The sequence below is a fragment of the Klenkia brasiliensis genome (assembly GCF_900100695.1).
GTDB classification, from domain to species: domain Bacteria; phylum Actinomycetota; class Actinomycetes; order Mycobacteriales; family Geodermatophilaceae; genus Klenkia; species Klenkia brasiliensis.
This window is the reverse complement of record NZ_FNCF01000003.1, coordinates 288,241-310,215: the sequence shown is the minus strand read 5'-3', so window position 1 is coordinate 310,215 and position 21,975 is coordinate 288,241. Positions and strand designations below refer to the sequence as shown.

General features: G+C 75.3%; 26 protein-coding genes. 21 read left to right on the top strand and 5 right to left on the bottom strand.

Going from position 1 to position 21,975, the window contains the following annotated elements:
* Positions 1–4 precede the first annotated feature (4 nt).
* Entirely contained in the window at positions 5–406 is a 402-nt protein-coding gene (locus BLT39_RS10165; protein WP_091062365.1) for an STAS domain-containing protein, read from the bottom strand.
* 241 nt (positions 407–647) lie between these two features.
* Positions 648–1,067 carry a hypothetical protein gene (locus BLT39_RS10160; RefSeq protein ID WP_091062363.1) on the bottom strand — a complete coding sequence of 140 codons (420 nt, stop codon included), beginning with the start codon at positions 1,065–1,067 and terminating at the stop codon, positions 648–650.
* A 74-nt stretch (positions 1,068–1,141) separates the two neighbouring features.
* On the opposite strand from BLT39_RS10160, the gene BLT39_RS10155 reads away from it, so the two are divergent.
* From BLT39_RS10155 to BLT39_RS10130, 6 genes are all read left to right on the top strand, one after another.
* On the top strand, positions 1,142–1,669 hold the full coding sequence (locus BLT39_RS10155) for a DUF1360 domain-containing protein (protein ID WP_091062361.1): 528 nt from the start codon (positions 1,142–1,144) through the stop codon (positions 1,667–1,669).
* A gap of 89 nt (positions 1,670–1,758) precedes the next feature.
* Positions 1,759–2,685 (top strand): non-homologous end joining protein Ku, encoded by a 927-nt coding sequence (ku, locus tag BLT39_RS10150; protein WP_091062359.1) that lies wholly within the window; start codon positions 1,759–1,761, stop codon positions 2,683–2,685.
* Between the two features lies 1 nt (position 2,686).
* Positions 2,687–3,637 (top strand): non-homologous end-joining DNA ligase, encoded by a 951-nt coding sequence (gene ligD, locus BLT39_RS10145; protein ID WP_242658294.1) that lies wholly within the window; start codon positions 2,687–2,689, stop codon positions 3,635–3,637.
* Positions 3,634–4,518: a non-homologous end-joining DNA ligase gene (gene ligD, locus BLT39_RS10140; protein WP_091062358.1), complete on the top strand. Its 885-nt coding sequence runs from the start codon at positions 3,634–3,636 to the stop codon at positions 4,516–4,518. The genes ligD (BLT39_RS10145) and ligD (BLT39_RS10140) overlap by 4 nt, the downstream gene beginning before the upstream one ends.
* 23 nt (positions 4,519–4,541) lie before the next feature.
* Positions 4,542–5,399, top strand: coding sequence for a formyltetrahydrofolate deformylase (gene purU / locus BLT39_RS10135; protein WP_207507830.1), 858 nt, complete (start codon positions 4,542–4,544; stop codon positions 5,397–5,399).
* 63 nt (positions 5,400–5,462) lie between these two features.
* Entirely contained in the window at positions 5,463–6,116 is a 654-nt protein-coding gene (locus BLT39_RS10130; RefSeq protein WP_091062356.1) for a class I SAM-dependent methyltransferase, read from the top strand.
* On the opposite strand, the gene BLT39_RS10125 is transcribed toward BLT39_RS10130, so the two are convergent.
* Positions 6,109–6,831 (bottom strand): GntR family transcriptional regulator, encoded by a 723-nt coding sequence (locus BLT39_RS10125; RefSeq protein ID WP_131801460.1) that lies wholly within the window; start codon positions 6,829–6,831, stop codon positions 6,109–6,111. The genes BLT39_RS10130 and BLT39_RS10125 overlap by 8 nt on opposite strands.
* A 196-nt stretch (positions 6,832–7,027) precedes the next feature.
* On the opposite strand from BLT39_RS10125, the gene BLT39_RS10120 reads away from it, so the two are divergent.
* From BLT39_RS10120 to BLT39_RS10070, 11 genes are all read left to right on the top strand, one after another.
* Entirely contained in the window at positions 7,028–7,468 is a 441-nt protein-coding gene (locus BLT39_RS10120; protein ID WP_109502137.1) for a VOC family protein, read from the top strand.
* 5 nt (positions 7,469–7,473) lie between these two features.
* A complete protein-coding gene (locus BLT39_RS10115; RefSeq protein WP_165640227.1) occupies positions 7,474–8,886 on the top strand; it encodes a gamma-glutamyltransferase in 1,413 nt (470 codons plus the stop codon).
* Between the two features lie 35 nt (positions 8,887–8,921).
* Entirely contained in the window at positions 8,922–9,716 is a 795-nt protein-coding gene (locus BLT39_RS10110; RefSeq protein ID WP_165640226.1) for an aspartate dehydrogenase domain-containing protein, read from the top strand.
* A 139-nt stretch (positions 9,717–9,855) separates the two neighbouring features.
* The gene (locus BLT39_RS10105) at positions 9,856–10,674 is read left to right on the top strand and encodes an ABC transporter ATP-binding protein (protein ID WP_165640225.1); all 819 of its coding nucleotides are present in this window, start codon (positions 9,856–9,858) and stop codon (positions 10,672–10,674) included.
* The gene (locus tag BLT39_RS10100) at positions 10,671–11,498 is read left to right on the top strand and encodes an ABC transporter permease (protein WP_109502133.1); all 828 of its coding nucleotides are present in this window, start codon (positions 10,671–10,673) and stop codon (positions 11,496–11,498) included. Before BLT39_RS10105 ends, BLT39_RS10100 begins: the two co-directional genes overlap by 4 nt.
* A 136-nt stretch (positions 11,499–11,634) precedes the next feature.
* Positions 11,635–12,672 (top strand): ABC transporter substrate-binding protein, encoded by a 1,038-nt coding sequence (locus BLT39_RS10095; RefSeq protein WP_091062346.1) that lies wholly within the window; start codon positions 11,635–11,637, stop codon positions 12,670–12,672.
* A 70-nt stretch (positions 12,673–12,742) separates the two neighbouring features.
* Complete coding sequence (locus BLT39_RS10090) at positions 12,743–14,104, top strand: amidohydrolase family protein (protein WP_165640224.1); 1,362 nt, start codon at positions 12,743–12,745, stop codon at positions 14,102–14,104.
* Positions 14,105–14,136: 32 nt separating this feature from the next.
* On the top strand, positions 14,137–15,366 hold the full coding sequence (locus BLT39_RS10085) for an aromatic ring-hydroxylating oxygenase subunit alpha (RefSeq protein WP_091062343.1): 1,230 nt from the start codon (positions 14,137–14,139) through the stop codon (positions 15,364–15,366).
* Positions 15,363–15,881 (top strand): nuclear transport factor 2 family protein, encoded by a 519-nt coding sequence (locus tag BLT39_RS10080; protein ID WP_091062341.1) that lies wholly within the window; start codon positions 15,363–15,365, stop codon positions 15,879–15,881. Before BLT39_RS10085 ends, BLT39_RS10080 begins: the two co-directional genes overlap by 4 nt.
* Positions 15,878–16,210 carry a hypothetical protein gene (locus BLT39_RS10075; protein ID WP_091062339.1) on the top strand — a complete coding sequence of 111 codons (333 nt, stop codon included), beginning with the start codon at positions 15,878–15,880 and terminating at the stop codon, positions 16,208–16,210. Before BLT39_RS10080 ends, BLT39_RS10075 begins: the two co-directional genes overlap by 4 nt.
* Before the next feature lie 108 nt (positions 16,211–16,318).
* Positions 16,319–17,596, top strand: coding sequence for an MFS transporter (locus tag BLT39_RS10070; RefSeq protein WP_207507828.1), 1,278 nt, complete (start codon positions 16,319–16,321; stop codon positions 17,594–17,596).
* On the opposite strand, the gene BLT39_RS10065 is transcribed toward BLT39_RS10070, so the two are convergent.
* Positions 17,593–18,519: a proteasome assembly chaperone family protein gene (locus tag BLT39_RS10065; RefSeq protein WP_207507826.1), complete on the bottom strand. Its 927-nt coding sequence runs from the start codon at positions 18,517–18,519 to the stop codon at positions 17,593–17,595. The genes BLT39_RS10070 and BLT39_RS10065 overlap by 4 nt on opposite strands.
* A 112-nt stretch (positions 18,520–18,631) precedes the next feature.
* Between BLT39_RS10065 and BLT39_RS10060 the strand changes: the two genes are divergently transcribed.
* Entirely contained in the window at positions 18,632–18,880 is a 249-nt protein-coding gene (locus BLT39_RS10060; RefSeq protein ID WP_207507824.1) for a DUF3253 domain-containing protein, read from the top strand.
* On the opposite strand, the gene BLT39_RS10055 is transcribed toward BLT39_RS10060, so the two are convergent.
* Positions 18,858–20,180: an AI-2E family transporter gene (locus BLT39_RS10055; RefSeq protein WP_091062335.1), complete on the bottom strand. Its 1,323-nt coding sequence runs from the start codon at positions 20,178–20,180 to the stop codon at positions 18,858–18,860. The genes BLT39_RS10060 and BLT39_RS10055 overlap by 23 nt on opposite strands.
* 105 nt (positions 20,181–20,285) lie before the next feature.
* On the opposite strand from BLT39_RS10055, the gene BLT39_RS10050 reads away from it, so the two are divergent.
* Genes BLT39_RS10050 through BLT39_RS10040 form a run of 3 tightly spaced genes read left to right on the top strand, consistent with a single transcriptional unit; the run spans position 20,286 to position 21,973 of the window.
* Complete coding sequence (locus tag BLT39_RS10050) at positions 20,286–20,753, top strand: PPOX class F420-dependent oxidoreductase (protein WP_091062333.1); 468 nt, start codon at positions 20,286–20,288, stop codon at positions 20,751–20,753.
* A 39-nt stretch (positions 20,754–20,792) separates the two neighbouring features.
* Positions 20,793–21,389 (top strand): hypothetical protein, encoded by a 597-nt coding sequence (locus tag BLT39_RS10045; RefSeq protein WP_091062332.1) that lies wholly within the window; start codon positions 20,793–20,795, stop codon positions 21,387–21,389.
* Positions 21,386–21,973: a hypothetical protein gene (locus BLT39_RS10040; RefSeq protein ID WP_091062330.1), complete on the top strand. Its 588-nt coding sequence runs from the start codon at positions 21,386–21,388 to the stop codon at positions 21,971–21,973. Before BLT39_RS10045 ends, BLT39_RS10040 begins: the two co-directional genes overlap by 4 nt.
* Positions 21,974–21,975: the final 2 nt, after the last annotated feature.

Genomic DNA, 21,975 nt, shown 5'->3' with positions numbered 1-21,975 from the left:
CTGGTCAGCTGTTGCCGTCGACGATGGTGAACAGGTCGATCAGACCGGTGACCTCCAGCGGCCGGGTGACCGCGCGGGTGGAGGCGACCAGGGTCAGGCCCACCTCGCGGGCCCGGGCCGACTTCTGGGTCTCGACGAGCACGGCGAGACCGGCGGAGCCCAGGAACTGGACCCCGCAGAGGTCGATGACCAGCTCCTCGGGCTGCTGCTCCAGCTGGGTGTCCAGCGAGGCGCGCAGCACGGGGGCGGTGAAGGTGTCCACCTCGCCGACGACCGTCACCGTGACCGCGCCGTCGGCGTCCGTGGACGTCGACAGGGTGATCACGTCGTCGAAGGGAGCATCGGCGGTGTCGGTGGGAGCCGACGCGTCGCGCTGACCCTCGGCGGGCAGGTCAGATGAGGTCACGGACTGGAGCTCCTCTCAGCGGTGGTGCCCGACGGGCACGCACTGGCGTGCACAACGTACCTGCCGCGGACGCGCGCCGTCGGGGTTCCCCGGTCGGAGCACCCCGGGGGAGGGACGGCACCCGGGTGACCCCGGTGCAGACGTCGCGGGCAGCTGATGGCTGAACTGCCCGTCCGGACCCTAGACACGGCGCAGGCCGCCCACAAGCCGAGTGGGCGGCCAGCGCCGGGGGCCGTGCCGCTCAGTCGCCGGTGGGGTGCACCGCCCGCTCCTCAGGCCCCTCGCCGCCCGCCGGCGCCTCGCCGGTCGCCAGCACGTCGTCGCCGACGGAGTCGGTGCCGGAGCTGTCGAGCGGGTCGGTGTCGACGTCCTGGTCGAGCTGGGTGACCGGGCCGTCGGGGTCCTCGGCGGGCCGGGTGCCGGGGTCGACGTCGACGTCGGGCTCCTCGCGGGCGAGCCTGCCGTCCAGCGGCTCGCCCTCGGCCTGCTCCTCGGCGGTGGTGCCGAAGTCGACGCTGGCGCCGGCGGTCTCGCGCCCCATGTCGGGGGCGAACTGCGGGTCCTCGGCCATGGCGGCCTCGGGGGTGTCGTCGGCGATCTCGGGGATCCCGGCGTCCTCGGGGAACTGGTCGCGGGCGGTCTGGCCCTCGGGCTGCGTCATGGTCGGCCCCTACCCCCGCGGGACCGTCGTCCACACGCGGTGTGAGCCCCCACCGGGCGGGTAGCCCGCCCTGCATGTCGGTCACCGAGAAGGTCGGGTCCTGGGCCCGCAGCCAGCAGGAGCAGTACGCGCACGGCGAGCAGCGGCCCCTGGGCGGGCTGCTGGGGGCGATGGGCGTCTACGGCGCGCTCACCGCGGCCGGCGCGGCGGCGCTGCGGGCGTCGGGCAGGCCGCTGCCCGACCGGATCCCGCTCGGCGACGCGCTGCTGCTGACCGTCGGCACCTTCCGGCTGGCCCGCACGGTGGCCAAGGACCCGGTCACCAGCCCGCTGCGGGCCCCGTTCACCCGCTACGAGGGCACCTCGGGCGAGGCGGAGGTCGCCGAGGAGATCCGCGAGCACGGCGGGTGGAAGCACGCGGTCGGGGAGCTGGTCACCTGCCCGTTCTGCCTGGCGCAGTGGATCGGCACCGGCTTCGTGCTGTCCTACGTGGCCGCCCCGCGGGCCACCCGGCTGGCCGGCCTGGTCATGACCATCGTCGCCGGCGCGGACGTCGGGCAGTTCGCCTACGACAAGCTGCAGTCGGACGCGACCGACTCGTAGGGGGGAGCGCGCGGGTGCGCTGCGGCCATCCGCGCCCCTAGGCTGATCTTGGGCATTCGTGTCCTGGGCATTCGTGGAGAGGGACGGGCATGCGGTCGATCTGGAAGGGCGCGGTCTCCTTCGGGCTGGTCTCGATCGCCGTGAAGCTGTACTCGGCCACCGAGGACCACGACGTCAAGTTCCACCAGGTGCACCGGACCGACGGCGGCCGGGTCAAGTACCGCCGGGTCTGCTCGGTCGACGGCGAGGAGATCGAGTACCGCGACATCGCCAAGGGCTTCGAGCTGCCCAACGGCGAGCTGGTGGTGCTCACCGACGCCGACATGGACGAGCTCCCGCTGGGCAGCACGCACGAGATCGAGGTGCTGCAGTTCGTCGAGCAGTCCGAGATCGACCCGATCCACTTCGAGAAGACCTACTACCTGGAGCCCGAGGGCACCGCGACGCGGCCCTACGTGCTGCTGCGCACCGCGCTGGAGAACGCCGGCCAGGTCGCGATCACCAAGATCGCCATCCGGCAGCGGGAGTCGCTGGCCGCGCTGCGCGTGCGCGACGGCGTCCTGGTGCTGCACACCATGCGCTGGCCCGACGAGATCCGGGCGCCGGAGTTCGGGTTCCTGGACGAGGACGTCGCCGCCAAGCCCGCCGAGCTGAAGATGGCCGAGTCCCTCATCGCCACGATGAGCGGCTCCTTCGACCCGTCGGCGTTCACCGACGACTACAAGGAGGCGATGGCGGCGCTGCTGGAGGCCAAGCAGGCCGGCGGCGACGTCGTGCGGCCCGAGGAGGCCGGGGACGACGAGGACGACGGCTCGGTGGTCGACCTGATGAGCGCGCTGCGCCGCAGCGTGGAGAAGGCCGGCGGGACGTCCTCGTCCTCGTCCTCGTCCGACGACGACGACGCGGGGGAGAAGGCGCCCGCGAAGAAGGCCGCCCCCGCGAAGAAGGCCGCGGCGAAGAAGGCGACGCCGGCGAAGAAGGCCCCGGCCAAGAAGGCCGCGAGCAAGTCCGCCTGAGGTGGTCGACGAGTCGACCCGGCCGATGCTCGCCGTCGCCGGGGAGCTGCCCCGCGACGAGGCCGGCTGGGCGTTCGAGTTCAAGTGGGACGGCGTCCGGGTGCTGGCCCACGTCCGCGACGGCGCGGTGCGGTTGCGCGCCCGCAGCGGTACCGACGTCACCGACCGCTACCCCGAGCTCGCCGCGCTGCCGCCGTCCCTGGCCGGTCGCGGGGCGGTGCTCGACGGCGAGGTCGTGGCCCTGGACGGCCGGGGCCGGCCGGACTTCGGCCTGCTCCAGCAGCGCATGCACCTGACCGGCCCCGAGGTGGCCCGCACCGCCCGGCGGGTCCCGGTGAGCTACTTCGTGTTCGACGTGCTCGAGCTCGACGGCCGGTCGTTGCTGGGGTGCGGCTACCGCGAGCGCCGCGAGCTGCTCGACGACCTGGCACCGGCCGCCCGCCGGTGGTCCACCACGCCGTGGTTCCCCGCCGGCGGTGCCGACGTGCAGGCAGCCAGCCGTGAGCACGGCCTGGAGGGCGTCGTCGCCAAGCGGCTGGCCTCGCCCTACCGGCCCGGCGGCCGGGGCTCGGAGTGGCTGAAGGTCAAGAACGTGCAGCACCAGACCGTCGTGGTCGGCGGGTGGCGACCGGGCAACGGGCGGCGCGCCGGCGGCATCGGGTCGCTGCTGGTCGGCGTGCAGGAGGACGGCGGGCTGCGGTACGCCGGCCGGGTGGGCACCGGGTTCACCGACCGCGCGCTGGCCGAGCTGGCCCGCGGGGTGACCGGCCGCACGACGTCGCCCTTCGCCGGCGAGGTGCCCGCCGACGTCGTCCGGGAGGCGCACTGGGTGGAGCCGGAGCTGGTCGGCGAGGTCGTGTTCGCCGGCTGGACCGGCGACGGCCACCTGCGCCACCCCGCCTGGCGCGGCCTGCGCGACGACGTCCCCGCCGCGGAGGTGGTGCCGGAGTGAGCCGGCAGCGGGTGGCGATCGGGGGGCGGCAGCTCGAGGTGTCGAACCTGGACAAGGTGCTCTTCCCCGAGGTGGGGTTCACCAAGGCCCAGGTGATCCAGTACTACGTGCACGTGGCGCCGGTGCTGCTGCCGCACCTGGCCGGCCGGCCGGTCACCTTCACCCGGTGGCCGCACGGGGTCGAGGGCGCGTCGTTCTTCGAGAAGAACAACGCCCGCCACGCCCCGTCCTGGGTGCAGCACGTGGTGGTGCCCGCACCGGGGTCCACCAAGGACCGCGAGACCCTGGACATGGTGCTGCTCACCGACGTCCCCGACCTGGCCTGGTCGGCCAACCTCGCGGCGCTGGAGCTGCACGTGCCGCAGTGGCGGGTCGACGCCGACGGGGTGCCCCAGCTGCCTGACCTGCTGGTCCTGGACCTGGACCCCGGCCCCGGTGCCGGCGTGGCCGAGTGCGCGGCGGTCGCCGTCCGGCTGCGGGAACGGCTGGTCGAGGACGGGCTGGACCCGGTGGTGAAGACCTCGGGCTCCAAGGGCCTGCAGGTCTACGCACCGATCCGCTGCGCCGACCCCGACCACCCCTCCCGGTACGCCAAGGCGCTGGCGCAGGCGCTGACCGAGGAGACCCCGGACGACGTGGTCTGGCGGATGGAGAAGGTGCTGCGGCCGGGCAAGGTGCTCATCGACTGGAGCCAGAACAACACGGCCAAGACCACGGTGTCGCCCTACTCGCTGCGGGCGCGGGCCGGGGCCACGGTGTCCACCCCGGTGACCTGGGAGGAGCTGGGCGGCCCGCTGGTCTTCGACACCGACGACGTGCTGGCCCGTGTCGCCGAGCACGGCGACCTGTTCGCCCTCGGGGAGCCCGCGGACCTGCCCTGACGCGTCTGGGATCATCCCCTCCCGTGTCCCAGAGCAACGCCGGCCGGCTGGTCGTCCGCTGTCCCGACCGCCCCGGCATCGTCGCCGTCCTCTCGCGGCTGATGGCCGACGCGGGTGCCAACATCACCGACTCGCAGCAGCACAGCTCCGACCCCTCGGGCGGCACGTTCACGCTGCGCCTGGAGTTCGTCCTCGACGGCCTGGCCGACCGCCGCGCCGCGCTGGAGGAGCAGCTCACCGCGCTGGCCGGTGAGTGGGGGATGACCTACCGGCTCGTGCTCGCCGACCACCGGCCCCGGCTGGCGGTGTTCGTGTCGCGGACCGACCACGTGCTGCAGGAGCTGCTCTACCGGGTCTCGGCCGGCGACCTGCGCGCCGAGATCGCCGTCGTGGTGTCCAACCACCCCGACCTGGAGCCGGTCGCGGCGGCGCACGGCATCCCGTTCCACCACGTGCCGGTCACCCCCGGCACGAAGGCCGAGGCCGAGGCGCGGGCGCTGGAGCTGGTCGGTGACTGCGACCTGGTCGTGCTGGCCCGGTACATGCAGATCGTCTCGCCGGAGTTCTGCGCGCGGTTCCCCGAGCGGCTGATCAACATCCACCACTCGTTCCTGCCGGCGTTCGTGGGCGCCAACCCCTACCAGGCCGCCGCCGACCGCGGCGTGAAGCTCATCGGGGCGACCGCGCACTACGTGACCGCCGAGCTGGACGCCGGCCCGATCATCGAGCAGGAGGTCGCCCGCATCGACCACCGCGCCACGGTCGAGGACATGCGCCGGGTCGGCCGCTACGTCGAGCGGCAGGTGCTGGCGCAGGCGGTGACCTGGCACGTCGAGGACCGGGTCATCGTCGACGGCGCCAAGACCATCGTCTTCGCCTGACCCCGGCGCCCGCGGACACCGCGGCAGCTGCGGATCCTGTATCCCGTGTGCCAGGATGACGCCGTGACCACCACGGACGACCCGGCCACCGACTGGTACGCCTGGCACGCCCCGTACGACGAGCTCGTCAGCCCGCTGTCCCGCCGGCTGGCCGTCGTGCAGGACGCGGTGCGCGGGGTGCTCGACGACGCCCGACCCGGCCCGCTGCGGGTCGTCAGCCTGGCCTCGGGCCAGGCCCGGGACCTGCTCCCGCTGCTGATCGAGCACCCGCGCGGCGTCGACGTGCAGGCACTGCTGGTGGAGCAGGACGCGCGCAACGCCGACTTCGCCGAGGGTGCCGTCCTGGGCGCCGCGCTGCACGGCGTCCGGGTCGTCGTGGGCGACGCCGGGGACGGGGACGTGCTCGCCGACGCGGTGCCGGCCGACCTCGTCCTGGCCTGCGGCCTGTTCGGTCTCCTGGACGACGACGAGGCCGAGGCGGTCGTGCGGGCGCTGCCGCACCTGCTGGCCGCCGGCGGGAGGGTCGTGTGGACCCGGAACCGGCGGCACGGGGACCCGACGCGGCGGCTGCGGGACGCCTTCGCGGCGGCCGGGATGTCCGAGGTGTCCTACACGGCGGGGGCGCCGGAGGAGGGCAGCTTCTCGGTGGGCGTCGCGCGCTGGGACGGGCCGGACGGCCGGCTGGCGGCCGGCACGAGGGTCTTCGGGCTCAGCTGAGCCGGTCGGCGTCCTGGTCGGCGTCCTGGTCGGCGTCCTGGTCGACGGCGCGGTCCTCGACCGGGGGCTGGTCCGCGCCCGCCGTCCTCGCCTCGTGGTGGCGCGCGTGCAGGTGGCGCCGCATCAGGATCGCGGCCAGTTCGCCGTCCCCGTCGAGGACCGCCTCGACGATCCGGGCGTGCTCGTCCCACGAGACGTCGGGCGTCGAGTGCCGGCCGCCGATGAGGTGGTGGACCTGGTTGCGCACCGACCGCAGGGTCTCCGACAGCACCCGGCTGCCCGCCCCGCGGGCGAGGACCTCGTGGAAGCCCTCGTTGAGCCGGGGCAGGGTCGAGCCGTCGTCGTCGCCCCCGGCGGCGCTCGCGCCCGCCCGCAGCGCGGCCCGGAGCTCCCCGAGCACCTCGGGGTCCTGGCGCTCGGTGGTCCGCCGCACCGCGATCAGCTCGAGGGCCACCCGCATCTCGTGCACGGTCTGCAGCTCCTCGGCGTCGGGCAGCACGACCCGCACACCGCGACGGGGGAGCGCCTCCAGCAGGCCCTCGGCCTCCAGCCGGCGGAAGGCCTCGCGCACCGGCAGGCGGGACACCGCCAGGCGCTCGGACGCCGACTGCTCGGTGAGGTGGGCACCCGGCTCGAGCGTGCCGTCGAGGATGAGCCGGCGCAGCTCGTCCAGGACCTCGTCCCGCAGCGGACGGTGCCGGTCGCCGATCGTCACGGGACCTGCCGGATACAAGCAACCACGCGGGCATGATCGCACGCCGGGCGCCCCGGACCCCTCCTGGTCGCTCGTCCGAGGGAGCCGCGCCGACGACGTCGCCCCCTGGGGTCGTCGGCCCCGTCCGAGGTGCGGTGCAACACGGATGTCATGCGCCGGACCCGTCCCGGCGACCTACTCGGGATACAACATCCACATGACATCCACGCAGAGCCACAGCCGGGTCGAGGCAACCGGTACGCCGGTCGTCCGCGTCGAGAAGCTGGACCACATCGTGCTGCGGGTCGCCGACCCCGAGGTCTCCGTCCGCTGGTACCAGGAGCACTTCGGGCTCCCGGTGCTGCGCCTGGAGGAGTACCGCCGCGGTGAGGTGCCCTTCCCGTCGGTGGAGATCTCGCCCGGGACCATCATCGACCTCGACGGCCGCCGCGAGGCCACCGGCACCAACCTGTCGCACTTCTGCCTGGTCGTCGAGGAGACCGACCTGCAGGCGCTGGTGACGTCGGGTGCCTTCGACGTCGTGGACGGTCCGTACCGGCGGTGGGGTGCGCTGGGCCCGGCCGACCTGGTGTACGTGGCCGACCCCGACGGCAACGGCATCGAGCTGCGGCACTACGGCCCGAGCCAGCTGGGCTGAGCGGCGTGGAGTCGACGCTGCTCGCCCGGCGGGCGGTGGCCAGCGGCACGCTGGGTGCGGTCGCGGCCGGGTCGCGCACCGCCGCGGCCATCGGGTCCGCGGCCCTGCTGGACGGCGGGTCGGCGGTGGACGCGGCGGTGGCGGCGGCCCTGGCGGAGACGGTGCTGCTGCCGCCCAAGTGCGGCCTCGGCGGCGACCTGGTCGCCCTGGTCCTCCCCGCGGGCGCCGCGGCCCCCGAGTCGCTGGTCGCCATCGGGCCCGCGGCCGCCGGGCTGGCCGGGCTCGCGGAGCGGCAGGGGTGGGAGGTGGCGCCGACGGGGGGTGCAGCCGTGGGTGTCCCCGGCGCCCCGGCCGGCTACGCCGCGCTGGCCGACCTGGGCAGGCTCGGTCGCGGCCGGCTCGCCGCCCCGGCGATCGCCCTGGCCGAGCGGGGCGTGCCCTGGTCGGCCGTCTGCGCCCGGCTGGCGGCCGAGGCCGACGACCTGCTGGTCCGGCACGCGCCCGGTGGATCGGTCTTCCGTCCTGCCGCGGCGCGCCTGCCCGTCGGCACCCGGGTCCGCCTGCCCGGCCTGGCCCGGCTGCTGCGCGGCTTCGTCGAGGAGGGCGCCGGCGTGTTCGCCGGCGAGCTCGGCGCCGAGGTGCTGGCCACCGTCGCCGAGCACGGAGGCGTGCTGACCGCCGCCGACCTCGCGTCGGCACGGGCCTCCTGGTCGCCCCCGACGTCGGCCCGCGTGGCCGGGCGCACGGTCTGGGCCACGCCCGACCCCACGCACGGGCCGGCCCTGCTCGGTGCCCTGGCCGCCGTCGCCGGGCCCCCGGGGCCCGCCGAGGTGCTCGCGGCCCTCGAGCGGATGAACGGCGGCCGGCGGCCGGCCCTCACCGGCGGCACCTCCGCGGTGGCCGCCGTCGACGCCGAGGGCGGCGCGGTCGTCGTCGTGCACTCGAACTCCTGGCCGCAGTTCGGCAGCGGTCTGGTGGTCCCCGGCCTGGACCTGGTCCTGGGCAACCGCGCCGGGCGGGGGTTCACCTTCGAGCCGGGCCACCCGAACGCGCCCGTGGCGGGGCGTCGGCCCCGGACCACCCTGCACGCCTGGGCGGCGGCCGACCGGTCCGGCCGGCCGGCGGTGCTGGGCGCCACCCCCGGCGGCGAGCAGCAGGTGCCCTGGAACGCCCAGCTGCTGGGCCGGCTGCTCGCCTCGGGGGCCCCGGACGGCGACCCCGTCGCCGCCGACCTGGCCGTGGGCGCCGCCCTGGCCGCGCCCCGCTGGGCGCTGGACGCCGACGGGCGGGTCACCGGTGAGACCGCCGGCGCGCCGCCCTGGTCGGCCCGCAGCTCGCACGTCGTCGTCCGGGTCGGCGGCGACGTCGTCTCGGCCGCCGCCGACCCGCGGCTCGACGGCGCCGCGGTGGCGGTGTGAGCGCCGCGCCGACCCCCCGGGGTGGGGGGCTCGTCGTGGGTCTGCTGGGCGCCGGGGTCATCGGCCGGGCCCTCGCGGCCCAGCTGGCGGCCGGTGCGGTCGCCGGGTGCACCGCCGGCCCGGTCGTCACCCGGTCGACGGGGGACCCGGCGGACCTGCTCGCCTGCGACGTCGTCGTCGAGTGCGCCGGCGTGGGGTCGGTGGGTGCCGTCCCCGCCCTCCTCGCCGCCGGGACGGACGTCGTCCTCTGCTCGTGCGCCGCGCTGGCCGACCACCGGGTCCGCGCGGCGCTGGACGCGGTCCCCGCCGGCGCGGCGCGCCTCGTCGTCCCCGCGGGGGCCGTCGGCGGGCTGGACCTCTTCCGCGCCGCGGTGCGCGGCAGCGACGACGCGGTCGTGGAGCTGCACACCACCAAGCGCGCGGCCGCGGTGGGCGGCGGGGGAGGCGGACCGGCGACGGTGTTCACCGGCTCCGCGCGCGAGGCGGCACTGGCCTTCCCCCGCACGGCCAACGTGGCCGTCGCCCTGGCGCTGGCCACCACCGGGCTGGAGGCCACCCGGGTGCGGGTGACCGGGGACCCCGCGGCGACCTCGACCCGCCACGTGCTGCGGTGCCGCAGCTCCCTCGGGGAGGCCGTGCTGGACGTGACCAACACCGTCGCCGAGGGGTCGGGCGGCCGCACCAGTGCGGTCACGGCGTGGTCGGTGGTGACCGTGCTGGAGGACCTGGCGTCCGGCCTGGCGTCCGGCATCCGGGTGCCGTGGGGGCGGGGCACCGCCGGTGCGGTCGGACCACCGGGTGCCGGACCGGGAGTCGTCACGAGGTCGTAACCGCGGACGCCCGGCACCGCAACATCCTCTGGATACAACATCCGTAGCAGGCCGCAGAGCCGGTCCGCACCGCACCAGGGTCGCCCCGCTGGGGACGACCACCGCCCAGCCCCTCGGGGCCGAACGGGAGGAGGGCCTCGTGCCCCGCACCCAGATCGCACCCGCAGCGCCACCCGGGGACGCCGCCACGGCCGACCTGGTCCGCCTGCGCGACGTGTGCATCGTCCACGGCCGCGGCGACCGCGCCACCGTGGCCGTGGAGGGGGTCGACCTGGCCATCGGCCGCCGCGAGTTCCTCTGCGTCATCGGCCCGTCGGGCTGCGGCAAGTCCACGATGCTCAAGGCCATCGCCGGTCTGCTGCCCGCGGGCACCGTGCAGGGCAGCATCACCATCGAGGGCCGCTCGCCCGAGGACGCCCGGCGGGCCAACTCCTTCGCCTACGTCTTCCAGGAGCCGGTCCTGGCCCCGTGGCGCACGGCGCTGGAGAACGTCCGGCTGCCCCTCGAGGTCGCCCGCGGACGCTCCCCCGAGCAGCGCCGCAGCCCCGAGGAGCTGCTGGAGCTGGTCGGGTTGGCCGGCGCCGCGGACAAGCTCCCCGGCCAGCTCAGCGGGGGCATGCGCCAGCGGGTGTCGATCGCCCGGGCGCTCACCCTGCACCCGTCGGTCCTGCTCATGGACGAGCCCTTCGGTGCCCTCGACGAGATCACCCGGGACCACATGCACACCGAGCTGCTCTCGATCTGGGCGGCGACCGACGCGTCGGTCGTCATGGTGACCCACTCCCTGACCGAGGCGGTCTTCATGGCCGACCGCGTGCTGGTCATGTCCCCCCGGCCCGGCCGGATCACCGCGGAGCTCGCGGTCGAGTTCGAACGGCCCCGGACCCACCAGCTCAAGAGCGACCTCGCCTTCCACCAGAAGGTCGACGAGCTGCGCGCCGCCCTGGAGGACGCGTGACCACCGTGCTGCCCCGCCGCTCGACGGTCCGGGCCGTCATCCCGCCCGACGTCCTCCCGCCCTGGCCGCTGCGCGCGCTGCGGGCCACCCGGGTCTGGTTGGTGCTGGTCGCCTCCGTCGGGGTGTGGGAGCTGGCTGTCGCGGTGCTCGACGTGCCGAACTACCTGGTCCCGGCGCCCAGCGCCGTCGTGCGCGAACTGTTGGTCAAACCCGAGCTCTACCTCGGTGCACTCGGGTCGACCGCCCTCGCGGCGGTGCTCGGCTTCGCCGCGGCCGTCGTCGTGGGCGTGGTCCTCGGTGTGCTGTTCGCGCGGTCGCCACTGGTGGAGGAGCTGGTCTACCCGTTCCTGAACATCGTCCGGGTGACCCCGACGGTGGCCATCGCGCCGCTGCTGACCATCTGGTTCGGACGAGGGCTGGTCCCGGTCGTGGTCGCCGCCTTCCTGATCGCGTTCTTCCCCGTCCTGGTGCAGGTCGTGCTGGGGGTCGCCTCCGCCGACCGCCAGCTCGTCGACGTCCTGCGGATCGCCAACGCCAGCGAGCTGTCCGTGCTGCGCAAGGTGCAGATCCCCAACGCCATGCCCTACCTGTTCTCCTCGTTCCGCGTCGCGGCGCCCGGGGCCGTGGTCGGGGCGCTGCTGGGGGAGTTCCTCGGCGCCTCCACCGGTCTCGGCTACCTGATCACGGTGGCCAGCGGCCAGCTGAACACCTCGGCGGTCTTCCTGCTCGCCGGCCTGTCCTGCGTGCTCGGCATCGCCCTGTTCCAGGTCTGCGTCCTGCTCGAGCGCCGGCTGGTCCGCTGGCACCCCTCGGTGCGTCTCTGACCGACCTGCACCGCACCCGGCCCCGTGGCCCGGTGGCGGTGCCCCCTGCCCCGGCGCCGTCGCCGGCCGTCCACCCGCCCCGTCGCGACGCCGTCGCCGACGCCCCGCCGACCTGTCGGCACCCCTGGAGGAACTGATGCAGCACACCACCGGCGCCGCCCGGTCCCGGACCGCGCGCGGGGCCTGGCTCGCCCCGACCGCGGTCGCCACCCTCGTGCTCGCCGGCTGCGGCGGCTCGGCCGACGCCACCGGCGCCGACGGCGCCACCGCGGTGTCGCTGTCCTTCGAGTGGACCTGCGAGGGCAACTGGGCCATCGCCTACCTCGGGCAGGACCAGGGGTACTTCGCCGACCAGGGGATCGACCTGTCCTTCGAGCGCGGTCAGGGCGGCAGCACCACCACCCCGCTGGTCGCCCAGGGCGAGTACGACCTCGCCGTCCTGTCGGCACCACCGGTCGTCCTGGGTGCCGGCCAGGGCCTGCCCATCACCGTCGTGGGCGTCGCCGCCAGCCAGAGCCCGGTGGCGATCCTGGCCGACGCCTCGATCACCGGGCCCGAGGACCTGGAGGGCCGCAGCGTGGCGGTGCAGACCGACCAGTTCGAGGGCGCGGTCTGGGAGGCGTTCGTGGCCGCGACCGGCATCGACGCCTCCGCCGTGGAGGTCGTGCCCTCCGACGACGCCGCCCAGGCGCAGTTCATCGCCGGCGACATCGACGCGATCGTGACCTTCTACCCGACCCCGTCGACCCTCGGGCTGCTCGAGGGCCGCGAGGGCGAGGAGACCGTGCTGCAGATGCAGGACTTCGTGCCCACCTACGGGCACACGATCGTGGCCAACGACGACTTCCTGGACGACCACGGCGACGCCGTCCGCGGGTTCACGACCGCCTGGGCCGAAGCCACGAAGTACGCCGAGGAGCACCCCGACGAGGCGTTGGCGGCCCTCACCGACAACTGCCAGGAGCTGGACGCCGACGCCGCCCAGTTCACCCTCGACGCCTACCTGGCGGCCTACTCCAGCAGCTACGCCGAGGAGAACGGCTACCTGTCCTTCGACCCGGCGGGGCTGGACGAGACCCAGTCCGTGCTCGTGGACGGCGGGCTGATGCAGGAGACCGACCTGTCCGGCTTCTCCAGCCAGGACTACCTGCCCGACCCGGCCGTCACCCCCTGACGCGGCGCGGCCGGCCGGACCCCCGGCCGGCCGCGACCGGCACCCCCGACGGACCCCCCTGGAGGACCTCGTGACCACCCCTGCCCCCGACGGCACCGGCCGCCTCGCCGTGCTGGCCGGGACCCTCGTCCCCGGTGACGGGCGGCCCCCGCTCACCGACGCGGTCCTGCTGGCCGCCGACGGCCGCATCACCTGGGTCGGCCGGCGAACCGGGGCGACCATCCCCGACGACGCCCTCGTGCTGGACGCCCGCGACGGCTGGGTCGTGCCCGGCCTGGTCGAGGGGCACGCGCACATCACCTCCTTCGCCGCGCCGGCCTACCACCCCGATGCGCCGCCGCCCTTCCACGACGCCCCGCTGCTGCTGGACGCCTTCGCCCGGTGGGGGATCACCACCATCCGCGACACCGGTGGCCCCGAGCTGCGGGCCCTGCGCACCCTGCAGACCCACACCGGCCCGTGGCCGCGGCTGTTCGGGTCCGGACCGAACCTCGACGGTCGTCCCGGGGGCCCCTGGAAGGGCATGTGGAAGACCGACGACCCCGCCGAGGCCGTCGAGTTCGTCGCCCGCGAGGCCGACGCCGGGGTCGACTTCATCAAGGTCTACGCCTGGATGACCGCCGACGTGCTCGCCGCCGTCACCGAGGCCAGCCACCGCCGCGGGCTCAAGGTCGCCGGGCACGTGGGCCACCTGGTCAGCGGTCTGGAGGCCGTCCGGCTCGGCGTGGACGCCCTGGAGCACGTCCGCATCGGCCGGGAGCTGCTCGACGACGCGGGGCGGGCCGCCGTGGCCGCCCTGCCCGTCCGTCCCCGCGACGCCATGGCCGACACCCGGGCATGGCGCTACCTGGACCCCGACGGCGACGCGGTCGGCGCGGCGATCGACGTCCTGCTGGAGCACGGCACCTGGCTGACGCCGACGCTGGCGGTGCACGAGGCGATCCTGGGCGGGACCGGGCACGACCACGACCACGGCCACGGCGCCCCCGACGGCGTCGCCGCGGCGATCGGGCTGCACCACGACGCGACCAGCGCCCGCGGCGAGGCGTCCGCGGAGGACCGCGAGCTGGGGCCGGTCGAGCTGGACCGGATCTGCCGGTTCGTGGCCCGGGCCCACGCGGCCGGCGTGCGGATCTGCGCCGGGTCGGACACGCCCAGCGGCTCGGTGCCCCCGGGCAGCGGGGTGCACCGCGAGCTCGAGCTGCTCGTGGCGGCCGGCATCAGCCCCGCCGAGGCCCTGCGCAGCGCCACCAGCCGGACGGCGGAGCTGCTGGGACGCACCGGCAGCTTCGGCTCCCTCGTCCCCGGCAGCGAGGCCGACCTGGTGGTGCTCGACCACGACCCCCTCGCCGACGTCTCGGCCACCCGCACGATCCGCACCGTCCTGCGGTCCGGCCGGCAGCTGCACACCGCCGTCCCGGCCGCCGCGTGACCCCCCACCCCTCCGGCTCGACAGGAGCACAGATGCCACCCACCCCGGCCCCCGGGCTGCTCGACCACGCCCGCGAGGTGCTCGCCGACGTCGAGCACTGCACCGACCCGGTCGCCACCGCGCGGCTGCTGCCCCTGGAGGTGTACACCAGCGAGCAGTTCTGGGAGTTCGAGAAGCAGGCCGTGTTCATGCGCGAGTGGCTGTGCATCGGCCACGTCCGCGAGGTCCCCGAGCCGGGTGACCAGCTGCCGCTGACCGTCCTCGGCGAGCCGGTCGTGCTGGTCCGCGACATGAGCGGGGAGGTCCGGGTCAACTCGGCCGTCTGCCAGCACCGGGGCCACCCGATCTACGGCGGCGTCGCCGCGGTGCAGGCCGACACCGGCTGCCTGGTCAAGGGCCACCGCATGGTGTGCCCGTACCACAACTGGCAGTTCGAGCTCGACGGCCGACTGGTGGCCGCCCCGTCGATGACCGAGACGGTGCCGGTCAAGCGGCTGCGGGAGACGATCCGGCTGGGGCAGGTCCGCACCGAGGTCTTCCACGGCCTGGTCTTCGTCAACTTCGACGACGACGCCGCGCCGCTGGCACCCACCCTGGCCAAGCTGGACGAGGAGCTGGCCACCTGGGGGATGGAGGAGCTGGTGCCCATGCCCTTCGACCTCCGCCGGGACCTGCCGTGGAACTGGAAGCTGCACCACGACAACGCCCTCGAGCCCTACCACACGGCCTACGTCCACCGAGGGGTCCACGAGGCGGCGCCCGCCAAGAACGCCCGCTTCGGGACGTTCGAGCCCGGTGACGGCCAGGTCATGCACCCGACGTACCTGACCAGCGAGGACGCCAGCCTGACCAGCGCGGACGGTGCCCGGGTCTCGATGATCATCCCCGGCCTGGGCGAGGAGCAGCGCAAGCGGGTGATGTTCGCGTCGGTGCCGCCGCTGCTGTTCGGGATCTGGCAGCCGACGATGGTCTCGTTGTCCATCCTGCTGCCGACCGGTGCCGGGACGATGGACCTGCGCCGGGTCAACCTCTACCCCAAGAACGCGGTCGAGAGCGCCGACTTCGAGCAGGTCTACGCGACCTACCAGGAACGCAAGAAGGTGGCCATCGACCAGGACGCCGCGACCACCACGGCGCTGCAGCAGGGGATGGGCTCGCGCTACGCCCCGCGCGGGCCGCTCTCCTGGATGGAGGGGAACATCCCGCACCTCAACGCGTGGCTGCTCGAGCGGTACCAGCGGGCCCTGGGCGGGACGGCATGAGCCTCGCCGTGCAGGACGTCGACCTCGCCGCCCTGCGGCGACGGGTGGACGAGCTGGAGAGCCGCGCGGCGGTGGAGCAGGTGATGGTCGCCTACATGGCCGCCGCCGACCGCCCGGCGGACAAGGGGGAGCACATCGCCGCCCTGTTCACCGAGGACGGCGCCTGGGAGAGCGTGGGCCCGCACGGCAACCCGGGCTGGCGGGCGGTGGGCCGCCCGGCCCTGGTCACCAAGTTCGACCGCAACGTGGACCGGATGCCCTTCGCCGCGCACTTCCTCACCAACGGGTCGGTGCAGCTGGACCCCGCCGACCCCGACCGGGCGACCGGGACCTGGATGTACTTCCAGGCGTGCACCTACCGGGGTGCGCAGGCCCTCTGGATCGCCGGGTCCTACGCCAACGACTTCCGCCGGGTCGAGGGCACCTGGCTGATCGCGCACCTGCGGGTGCACAACTTCTTCACCACCCCCTTCGACCGTGGCTGGGTCGAGGTCGAGCACATGGAGACCCCGTGACGACAGTCCCCGCACCGCACGCCTACCGGCACCAGGTGCTGCGCACCCTGGCCTTCGGCGCGTTGCCGCGCTTCACCGCCCTGCAGCGGGAGAAGAACACGCTGCTCAGCGCGGCGGGGCTGACCCCGTACGCGATCTGGGCGCCGGCCTTCGGGGGCCTGCACCACCTGGTGCTGGAGGCGTCCTTCCCGTCGATGGCCGCCTTCGAGGTCGAGCACGTGGCGAGCAAGGCCGTGGAGGGGCTGGCCGCGCTCAACGCCGCCCAGCTGGAGTGCGTGGTCCCCGGCACCGCGGAGGACCGGTTGCAGCGACTGGGCCTCCCGGCGTAGCGCAGCCGGCCTGCCCCGGGCAGGTTTCGCTGGGCGGAAGGACGACGTGGTGCGGCGCACAGCGGGTCCCTAGGTTCGACGGGTCACCGTCGACACCCTGGAGGGCCCGTGTCCAGCTCCACCCGCGACCAGCGACCGGTGGCGGCCCGCGCCGCGGGGTGGGTCGCCCCGCTGTGCTGGGCCGCCGTCGTCCTGGACGGCTTCGACCTGGTCGTCGTCGGCACCGTCGTCCCCACCCTGCTGACCCCGGCGGGGTTCGGGCTCTCGGGCAGCGGCGCCACCGCGGTGGTCACCGCCGGCCTGGTCGGCATGACGATCGGCGCGCTGTCGCTCGGCGCGCTGACCGACGTGCTGGGCCGCCGCCGGGTCCTGATCGGCGCGGTGACGGCGTTCTCCCTGCTCACGCTCGCCTGCGCCGCGGCCCCGAACGCCTGGGTGTTCGGCGGCCTGCGCTTCCTCGCCGGGGTCGGGCTGGGCGGGGCGCTGCCGACCGCGATCGCGCTGGTCAACGAGTTCAGCAACCGCGCCGGACGGGCCACGACCACGGTGATGACCGGCTACCACGTGGGCGCCGTGGCCACCGCCGCCCTGGCCATCGCGGTGGTCGAGCCCCTGGGGTGGCGCTGGATGTTCGTGATCGGCGCGCTCCCCGCCGTCGTCCTGGTGCCGCTGATGGTCCGGCACCTGCCGGAGTCGCCGGGGTACCTGGTGGCCCACGGACGCCGCGTCGAGGCCGAGCAGGTCGCCACCGCCCACGGGTTGCGCCTCGAGCCGGCCGGCGCCGCCCCCGAGCCCACCACGGCCGGGGCCACGCTGCGCACCCTGTTCTCGGCGCCGTACCTGCGCACCACGCTGGCCATCGCGGTCACCTCGTTCATGGGCCTGCTGCTGGTGTACGGCCTCAACAGCTGGCTGCCCACCATCATGCGGGAGGCCGGGTACGACCTGGGCGCGGCGCTGGCCTTCCTGCTCGTGCTGAACCTGGGCGCGATCGTCGGCCTGCTGGTCGCCGGGCAGGTGGCCGACCGGGTGGGTTCGCGCCGGGCCGGCACGGCCTGGTTCGCCGCCGGGGCGGTCCTCCTGGCCCTGCTGTCGATCCGGCTGCCGCTGGCCGGCATCTACGCGATGGTCTTCCTGACCGGCTGCTTCGTGTTCAGCGCGCAGGTGCTGGTCTACGCCTTCACCAGCGCGGTCCACCCGCCGCACGTGCGGGCGACCGCGCTGGGCTGGTCGGCCGGCGTGGGGCGGGTCGGCGCCATCAGCGGACCGCTGCTGACCGGCGGCCTGGTGAGCGCCGGGGTGGCCTTCCCCTGGGGCTTCTACCTGTTCGCCGCGGTGGGCGCGGTCGGGGCGCTGGCCTTCGCCCTCACCCGCGGCCGCGGCTAGTCCGCGCGGCGGTCCTGCTCGGCGAGGAAGGCCTCGATCTGGTCGGCCATCTCGTCCCCGGAGGGCAGCTGGCCGGAGTCGCCGAGCAGGCCGGTGCCCTCCCGGGCGGCGGCGAAGTCGTCGAACTGCCGCTCCAGCTGGGCGACCACCGCGGTGTTCTCCTCCGACCGGCCGATCTGCTCGTCGATGTCGGTCCGGTTGGCCCGGGCCGCCTCCTCGAGGGTCTCGGTCGGCAGGTGCAGCCCGGTGAGGCCGGACAGGTGCTCCAGCAGGGTCAGCGACGCCGCGGGGAAGGTGGCCGAGGCCAGGTAGTGCGGCACGTGCGCGGCCACGCCGAGCGCGTCGACGCCCGCCTCGCCCGCGCGCAGCTCGAGCAGCGCGCCCGCGCTGCCCGGGATGCGCATCTCGCCCCAGTAGACCGGGTAGCTGGCGATCAGCTCGCGGCGGGTGGCGTGCGCGGTGACCGTCACCGGCCGGGTGTGCGGCACCGGCATCGGGATGGCCTGCAGCATCACCACGCGGGTGACCCCGAGGGTCTCCACCAGCCCCAGGACGGCGGCGGTGAACCGCTCCCACGCGAAGTCGGGCTCGGCGCCGTGCAGCAGCAGGAACGGGGTTCCGCCGTCGTCGTCGACCGCGTAGAGGGTGATCTCGGGCGCGGCGAAGGACTCGTAGTGGTCGCCGGAGAAGGTGATCCGGGGCCGGTGGCCGCGGTAGTCGACCAGGGCGTCGGCGTCGAAGCGGGCGACCACCTCGTGCGGCAGGCTGGCCAGCAGGTGCGACCCGGCCAGCGCGCCGGCGTGCGCGGCGTCGAACTCGCCGGCCAGGTCGTGCACCAGCACGAGCTCGTCGGCGGCGGTGCGCTCGACGAGGCGTTCGTGGGCGGGCAGCAGCTCGACGAGGTCCTCGGGGCGGTGGGGCACGGTCGGGTCCTCCTGGTGGTCCATCGGTCGACGGGTGCAGCTCCGCCGGCCGGCCGGGCATTCCCATCGTCCCCCCGTGGCGGGGTCGGTGCGCGCGACGCACCCTGGGCGGGTGGGTACCCGGGAGGAGCTGGCCAGGCGCATCGAGGAGCTCCTGGACGCCCGCGCGCCGACGTCGTCGATCTGCCCCTCCGACGCCGCGCGCGCCGCCGACCCGGACGGCTGGCGGGACCTGATGGACGACGCCCGGGCCGCGGCCGGTCGGCTGGCCGCCGAGGGCCGGGTCGAGGTGACCCAGCGCGGGCAGGTGGTCGACGTGGCCACCGCCCGCGGCCCGGTCAGGATCCGGCGGCCCCGCTGACCTGACCGGCGCTGCGGGTCAGCCGGGCGCCGTCGTCGTCGCCGACGAGGACGGGCACCCTGCCCTGGTCGTCGGCCTCGGGACGGCGGCCGTCGAGCAGGTCGCGGGCGTAGCGGTAGAACACGGCCAGCAGCGCGGCCACCGGCACCGACAGGAAGGCGCCGATGATGCCGGCCAGGCTGGACCCGGCGGTGACGGCGAGGATCACCACGCCGGCGTGCAGCTTGAGGCCGCGGCCCTGCAGGATCGGCTGCAGCACGTTGCCCTCGACCTGCTGCACGACCACCACGACCGCCAGCACCCACAGGGCCGTGCCGAAGCCGTTGCTGACCAGCGCGATGAGCACGGCGAAGCCGCCGGCGACGAAGGCACCGATGATCGGCACGAACGCGGCGAAGAAGGTGATCACCGCCAGCGGCAGCACCAGCGGGACGCCGAGGACCAGCAGCCCCAGCCCGATGCCGACCGCGTCGATGAGGCCGACCAGGGCCTGCTGGCGGATGAACTCCGACAGCGTCCGCCAGCTGCGGTGCGACAGCTCGGCGACGTGCGGGGCGGCGCGGGGGCCGGTCTGCGCGGCCAGCCACGGCAGGAAGCGCGGGCCGTCCTTGAGGAAGAAGAAGGTCAGCACCAGGGCCAGGACCAGGTTCACGATGCCGGTCCCGATGGCCCCGGCGCCGGTGAGCGCGAGGCCGGCGATGTCCCCGGCGCTGGACTGCAGCTGGTTGATGGCCTGGTCGACGTAGGTGCCGATCTCCTCGCTGCCCAGGTTGAACGGCGGGCCCGACAGCCAGTCCTGCACGCTCTCCAGGCCGGAGCTGACGCCGGTGGACAGGTCGTCGACCTGCTGGACCACCGACGGCGCGATGGCGGCGAAGATGCCGACGACGGCGGCGAGGAACAGCACCACCGTGGTGATCGCGGCCAGCGCCGGCGGGAACCGGAACCGGCGCAGCAGCCGGGCCAGCGGCCACATGACCGTGGCGAACAGCAGGCCGAGCACCACCGGCAGCAGCACCGAGGACCACAGCAGGCCCAGCACGTAGCCGATGACCACGAGCGCGCCGGTGACCAGCAGCAGGCGCCAGGAGAAGGTGGCCAGCACCCGGGAGGCGGCGGCGAGCTTCGGGCCGCGGTCGGCCGAGGGCGCCGGCGCCGAGGTCACCGCGGCGGGCCGGCCGGAGTCGTCGTGGAAGTCCGCGGGCGGGTGCGGGTCGGGGGTGCGGTCGTCGTCCGCCCGCTCGGGGTCGGTCCGCTCGGCGGCGGGGCGGCCGGCGGCGTCCTCGGGGGTGTCGGCCATGCCGTGATCAGAGCACAGACCGGGTTCCGGCACCGGGCGGGACCACCCCGGCGGGGGAGCCGCGCCCGGGCGGCGGACGTCGGACCCCCGTCGTAGCGTCGCGCCATGCCGAAGACCGCCACCGCCGACCGGGTCGACCGCGACGGGCTGCTGGAGTTCCTGCGCCCGCGCCACAAGGCCCTGCTCATGACCCGCCGCAGCGACGGCGAGCCGCAGATCTCCCCGGTCAGCTGCGGCGTCGACGCCGAGGGCCGGGTGGTGATCAGCACCTACCCGCAGCGGGCCAAGACCAGGAACGCCCGCCGCGACGAGCGGGTCACCGTCGTGGTGCTCTCCGACGACTTCGACGGCCCCTGGGTCCAGGTCGACGGCACCGCCGAGGTGCTCGACCTGCCCGACTCCGTCGAGCCGCTGGTGGAGTACTTCCGGTCGATCAGCGGTGAGCACCCCGACTGGGAGGAGTACCGCGAGGCGATGCGCCGGCAGGGCAAGTCGCTGATCCGGGTCACCCCGCAGCGCTGGGGTCCCGTGGCGACCGGTGGCTTCCCGCCCGAGCTCTCCGACAAGGGCTGAGACTTGCGCATTCCATAGGCAAGGCTTCATGCTTGCGAGGTGCCGTTCGTGCTGACCGTCGACCAGCAGGGCAGCCGCCGCGGCCCCGACCGGGTCGCCGGCGCGCTGGACCTGCTGTCCGGCGTGCCCGTCGTGCTGCGCTTCGAGCGCACCGCCGGCGACGAGTTCCAGGGCGTGCTGGACCGGCCGGCGGCCGTGGTCGACGCGGTGGTCCGCCTGGTGCGGGCGGGGGGCTGGAGCGTGGGCATCGGGGCCGGCCCGGTGCAGCAGCCGCTGCCCGACTCCACCCGGGCCGCCGCCGGGCCCGCCTTCGTGGCCGCCCGCCGCGCCGTCGACGCCGCCAAGAACCGGCCGCTGCGGCTGGCGGTGCAGGGCGCCGACGACGAGGCCGCGGCCGACGCGCAGGCCACCGCGACCGTGCTGGCCCTGCTGCTGCAGCGGCGCAGTCCGCAGGCGTGGGAGGCCATCGACCTGGTCGCCGCGGGCGCCACGCAGGCCGAGGCCGCGGCGCGGCTGGGCATCAGCCGGCAGGCGGTGGGCCAACGGCTCACCGCCGCGGCGTGGGAGGCCGAGCAGGACCTGCACCCGGTGCTGGCCCGGCTGCTCGCCCGGGCCGAGGGCGGGCCGCGGCCGTGAGCGTCGCGACGCTCGTGCTGCTCGCGCTGGTCGCGGCCGGCGGTGCGCTCCTGGTGCGCGGCGCCGAGACGCGCCGGGTGCCCCGGGGACGGCAGCTGGTCGGCCCCGGGGCGGTGCCCCGCGGTCGCGGCCCGCTCGGGGCGGTGGTGCTGGTCGCGCTCGTGGCGGGCGCCGCGGCGACCGCGTGGGCGGGCGACCCGGCCACGCCGTGGCTGCGCTCGGCGGTGACCGTCGTCGCGGTCGCCGCGGCCGCGCTGGGCGGTGGTCCGGTGGTCACCGCCGTCCTCGCCGCCGCCGACCCCACCCGCGCGGTGTCCGCGCTCGGTGCGTCCACACCCGGCATCGCCGACCCCGACGTGCTGCGCGGGGGCGCCTGGATCGGGGTGCTCGAGCGGGTGGCGCTGGCCGCCACCCTGCTGGCCGGCTGGCCCGAGGGCGTGCCGGTGGTGCTGGCGGTGAAGGGACTGGGCCGGTTCCAGGCGCTCAAGGAGACCCCGGCGGCCGAGCGGTTCATCGTGGGCACCCTGGCCAGCGTGCTGTGGGCCGCCGCCTGTGCCGGCGCCGCCGTCCTGGTCCGGACCTGACC